The sequence below is a fragment of the Maribacter sp. TH_r10 genome (assembly GCF_033101095.1).
Classification (GTDB): Bacteria; Bacteroidota; Bacteroidia; order Flavobacteriales; family Flavobacteriaceae; genus Maribacter_A; species Maribacter_A luteus.
On record NZ_JAWMPY010000016.1, the window covers coordinates 1 to 5,176 of the forward strand.

The window sequence follows — 5,176 nt, forward strand, 5'->3', positions numbered from 1 at the left end:
CCATCGCTTTAATTTCAACTTCTTTTCTTTTTTGCATTGCCAAAAAAAGAAACAGGGCCGAAAAACTAAGGTATAATATACCTTGGTTTAAAGGAGCCAGCCGCAGCATGGCCAGTTTGTTAAGATCCACATTGAGAAAAGCAAATAAAAATCACTGCCACAGCGTCCAGGCCGCTTTCACTAGCGTGAAATGCTCTATGGACGCCTTCCCATTGCCCATGTGTAAATCCCTTGATTTACTGCGAAATTGAAAATAGGCCGGGAAACCCTTCGATTAGCTTTTAAAACCAAATGGAGACATTGATTTACAACGAACTGTCCAAAACTTGAGATGGTACATTTCGAGGTCGGCCTCCTTCTGTAGTGCAGGCGATAGGGCCGTAAAGAATTATTGAAGTTCAGAAAAATATTTTATAGGGGTTTTACTTTTCCCGAACTATCACAATTACTTAATCTACAGCACTTTATCGGTTATTTTTCAGATTCATCCTATTAGAATTGCTAATCTGCATATTTTATTGGAAATTTAAGAAGAGCCAAAAAAAGGATACAAGTCTTCCCCCTTTATCTTTTATCCACAACCTGTAGGATATGAAAAAACCAACCTTACTCATTATCTTTCTCTTCATTTTCGCAAATTTTGCACCGGCCCAAGAGAAAGTCTTTTATTCTTCCTTTAGGCCGCAAGGATGGGATATTTACTTATCCAAAGACGATGGCAAAAACTTTTCAAAATTCACGGAACACGAAAGTCTGGATTATGACGCCAAAATTTCACCTGATGGCAAATGGGTGGTCTTTACCTCGGAACGCAACGGTCGCCCACAATTGTTTCGCAAAAGTACCGAGGGAGATTCCCTTCCTCGCCTTTTGGTAAACAGTAATTCCATGCAAGATCAGGTCGATTTTTCACCTGACGGCAAATGGATGGTCTTTGTATCTACCCACGAGGGAAACTCGGACATTTATAAACTTCCTTTTTCACCTTCCGACACCCTGGATATTTCCGAGGCCGTGAATCTCACGAACAGTAAGGGTGGGGATTTTAGACCTAGGTTTTCCCATGACGGGAAAAAAATCGCTTTTTCAAGTGATCGGGCACATGAAACAAAACCGCATCCAAGATTGGTTTTCTCCTTGCAACGTACAGGGGATATCTATGTCATGAACGCCAATGGTGGCGATACAAAAAGACTCACTTATTCCGAAAACTGGGAGGGTAGCCCCGTGTGGTCACAAGATGACCGGGAAATCTTGTATTATTCTGCCGATTATCTTTTTGCCAGCGGAAATAAAAAGTTCAAACTTTATAAAATATCGGCTACGGGAAAGCGTGCAGCGCAAATATCACCGGATGGCTATTCTTGTTTATCCCCTATATTAAGACCCAATGGCGATATACTATTCACAGGCTTTCTAGAGCAACCGAATGGGTTTTCCATCCTTGGACTCGATCCAAAAACACAAAAAATAGATTCTACTTGGGTACAACCGATGAATATGTTGAATGTAGACTACCACGATTCGGGCATCATGCTCTACCATGGTGGGGAGACACCACCACGGGAACCAACGAACATCAACGATTTTAGGGGCGACCTTTTGGTCAAGAACAGTCCTCAACGTATAAACGACCTACCCAACAAAGCTCTTTCATTATATGGGGTTAGGCGCTCTTTTGCCGCCCCGGCAACACCAGATGGGAAGATCATATATGGTGTTTCCGAGGTCAACAATTTTCAGGAAGCCCTTTCCCCCTTTGCCTATGTTATTTTGTTACTGCCCTTTCTCGCCATTTTTTGGTTCATCTTCGGAATCTATAAAAGCATTAAAAAAAGGAAGACCATTCCCTTTTGGAAACATATTGTTTTTTCGGTAGTGGCCCTTGCCCTTGTCATGTTTTTTATAAAGTATACCGATGACCAGCTGTTTACCTACCTGCTCCCCCTAAATAAAGTGAAGCCGTTTTTATTCATTTTTGGGGCGCTACTTTTACTTTTAGGGGCATTGTCATATTACCGCTTTACGCAAAGAAAGAAACATTATAAACCCATTGCCCCTTTATATAGATTGTATGCTTTTATGTTCATTCCCTATGGTTTGCTTGTTTTATATGCGGCACTTATGTTGTCCTCCTTTTTTAATACTGAAAAAGATTTTTATGCCGTTGATTACACGACCAATGAAATAAAACATTTGTTCAACTTTAGACCTGACCCCGACTTTAACCCCCAGTTTTCGAATATCATCGATACCAAAATCACTCCAGATGGTAAGTACCTCCAATTCTCAGTAGGAGGTTTTAGAAGGAGTCCGGAAGCAAAGGGCGGTGTTTATCGCTATCATTTGGAAAACAAATCATTGGAAAATGTTACCGATTTGGAAAGCAACACCGGATTCGCCGATTATTCCGAAGATAATACGGTTATGGTTTTCCGTAGTGGAAGAACCGGCAATATGGATATTTATGTTGAAGAAAATGGAAATACGACCAATATCACCGATAGTCCGGACAAGGAAGCCTTCCCTGCGATCTCATATGATGGAAACAAAATAGCCTATTGCTCTGATGTAAATGGAATGGACAAAGATGGCATTGTAAAAACCATGGATATTTATATGGTTGAAAGGGTCAACGATGGGTGGAGCGAACCAAGACAGTTAACCACTTTTTCCGGACAGGAAGCACATCCGCATTTTTCTCCCGATGGGGAATGGCTCATCTACACCACGGAAGAATTCGGAATCAATGACGAGCAACCTTTGATACAACCCTTCATTTTCAGTCCCCAGATGTATGGTGAAATTTCGGCCATCAGATTATCTGATGGGAAGAAATTTAGGTTATCACATAATAAGTGGGAAGACGGAACACCTTTATGGATTAAAAAGTAATACCGAAGTTATATCGTTGAAAACATTGTTAAAGTCATACATGTAAACCCTACTCATGGGTCTTAAGCCATTCGTTTCTTAGCTGTAACTGCTTTTTAGAAACCTTGGTCCCTTCTTTTTCCGATAGAAAAATACGGTAGTTAGGGTTCGGCGCTAATACAACGTTGGTTTCCTTTTGAACGTTGTACCGGTTAAAAACGACCTTTAGGGTATCCCCTACTTGAAGTCCTTTAATATAGGCACTGAATTGCTGTCCGTCAGGAAAACCTTCCCCGTTGATTATGGTGATCTCATCCCCTTTGTCCAATCCGGCCACATAGGCAGGTGTACCTATTTTAGGGTTGGAGCGTATTTCCCCATGTCCATCCCCATTCAATGCCACAGCGGCCCCAAAATAAGGTTTCTCCGCATTTTGTGCCAAGGTAACCCCCACAGCGTTTAAAAGCACCTTGTAGTCAGGCATGCCACTCTTGTAGATGTAATTATCAAAAAAAGTATCGGCAAAATCGCGACCTGCATAATCGGCCAACGCTAGTTGAAGGTTTCCCAAAGTATAGGGAATCTCCGATTTTCCGTAGGTGTTCCAAACCTGTTTCATAAAATCGTCGAGGTTCAATTTTTCTTCCCGTAGCGATAGGTCCAGCGCAAGGCCCAACACACTTCCGTAGGAATAATAGGAAATAAACGTATTCTCCCTATTCACGGGATCTACCGAAGTGGCCGCATCTACGAAGGGTGCCTGATAACTCATCTCGACCGGATTGAAAAATCGCCTTGCCGGGGAGTTCCAAACATAGTTAAAAGTGCCCGAAATGCCTTCGACATAGCTCTCAGGTGAAATAATGCCCGCCCTACACAGATTCAGCTGGGTATAATAACTGGTAAAACCTTCGGCAAACCAAAGGGCACCGCTCATATTGGCTTTTTCAAAATCAAAAGGCTCCAACCCTTTCGGACGTATGCGCTCAACATTCCACGCATGGAAAAATTCATGGGACACCGTACCGATATTCCGTTCCGCCCCACCGTTGGCCAGACTTCGCGTACTCGTTAAAATGGTGGAATTCCTATGCTCCATACCATCACCCGAGGCATTGGGGATATAACAGGCCAAAAACGTGTAGGTTCCATAATCAAATGCAGGCAGTTCGCCATAGACCTCCCGTTCGGCAAGCACTACTTTCTTTACATTCTCGAAATAGGCATCCAATTCCTCCTCCGTTCCGTTGTGGTGGAGTACAAAGCGTACCTTTTGTTTTTTCCCATGGTCCTCCACCTCGAATTCCCGAACGGAAAAATCACTTATTTCGGTAGGGCTATCCATAAAATAATAGAGGTTCGGCGCCGAATAAGTAGTGCCGGAAACCAAGGGCAATTGTGTGGCTACCTTCCAGTTCAGATCCTTCCGCACCTTAAAATCCACCTCTATTTTCCGGTCTTTCAAGCTTGGGGCGTACATAAAGGTCGCGGGAATGTTCAAATGGGCATGGGTTTCATCCACCTGGGAATAGGTTCCCCCACCCCGATTGGCAAACAGGGTATAACGAATGATGATGGTGCCATCGTGACCTACTACCTGCCATTGGTACGGATCAGGGCGTAACACTTGTAAAGCCTTGCCCTTGCTATCGGTTGCCTTAAAATCGTACACATTCTTCGCAAACTCATGTAGCGCATAGCGCCCAGGGGAAGAACGACTCATACGAAAGGCCACGGTATCGGTTTTTAGCTCCGGGAACGTACCCTGTACCACCGCTTCGTGGTGTACGGCATTGTCAAAAGAGATTTCGTAATGGTTGGTTTGGGCACACAACATACTGCCAAATAGGAAAATGGGAAAGAGGAATTTCATTACTATATTTTTAATAGGACGAATATACTATTTAAAACAGGTAACTGGAATAGGGTAAGGGTGCATTACCGACTATTATATGCACTACGAAAATAAAATAGGGCAAAAAACTTTTTGATATACTTCCCAACCAAATGAAAACTTTGATTTGCAAGGCTGGCATTCTTTTTAAAATCGGTGTGCCATTCCGAATGAGGTACGAAGAGGAATCACACTAGAATGGGAGTATGGGATTTCTCGTCGCTCGTTCCTCCCTCCGTCGAAATGACAAGGGCTTATGTGATTTGTATGGCTTACCAAAACCAACGTGGGAATACCTTGATCTGCGACCAAAATTAAAATACGCCGGGAAACTTATCGATAAACTTCCCAACCAAATGGAGACATTGATTTACAACGAACTGTCCGAAACTTGAAATGGTATATTTA

The 5,176-nt window shown here is 42.9% G+C and carries 3 protein-coding genes; 2 read left to right on the forward strand and 1 reads right to left on the reverse strand.

The annotated features are described in order from the left end of the window. Both R3X28_RS19065 and R3X28_RS19070 read left to right on the forward strand, forming a co-directional pair. A partial coding sequence (locus R3X28_RS19065; protein WP_317666456.1) for a hypothetical protein occupies positions 1-251 on the forward strand: 251 nt, incomplete at its 5' end. A 340-nt stretch (positions 252-591) separates the two neighbouring features. Further along, a complete protein-coding gene (locus R3X28_RS19070) occupies positions 592-2,895 on the forward strand; it encodes a hypothetical protein (RefSeq protein ID WP_317666458.1) in 2,304 nt (767 codons plus the stop codon). Positions 2,896-2,944: 49 nt separating this feature from the next. Here the strand turns inward: R3X28_RS19070 and R3X28_RS19075 are convergent, their stop codons facing one another. After that, the gene (locus R3X28_RS19075) at positions 2,945-4,747 is read right to left on the reverse strand and encodes a PDZ domain-containing protein (protein ID WP_317666460.1); all 1,803 of its coding nucleotides are present in this window, start codon (positions 4,745-4,747) and stop codon (positions 2,945-2,947) included. Between the last annotated feature and the right edge of the window lie 429 nt (positions 4,748-5,176).

Bases quoted from the DNA above. Each gene is read 5' to 3' on its own strand.
- R3X28_RS19075 (WP_317666460.1), bottom strand. From the start codon at position 4,747: ATGAAATTCCTCTTTCCCATTTTCCTATTTGGCAGTATGTTGTGTGCC.
- R3X28_RS19070 (WP_317666458.1), top strand. From the start codon at position 592: ATGAAAAAACCAACCTTACTCATTATCTTTCTCTTCATTTTCGCAAAT.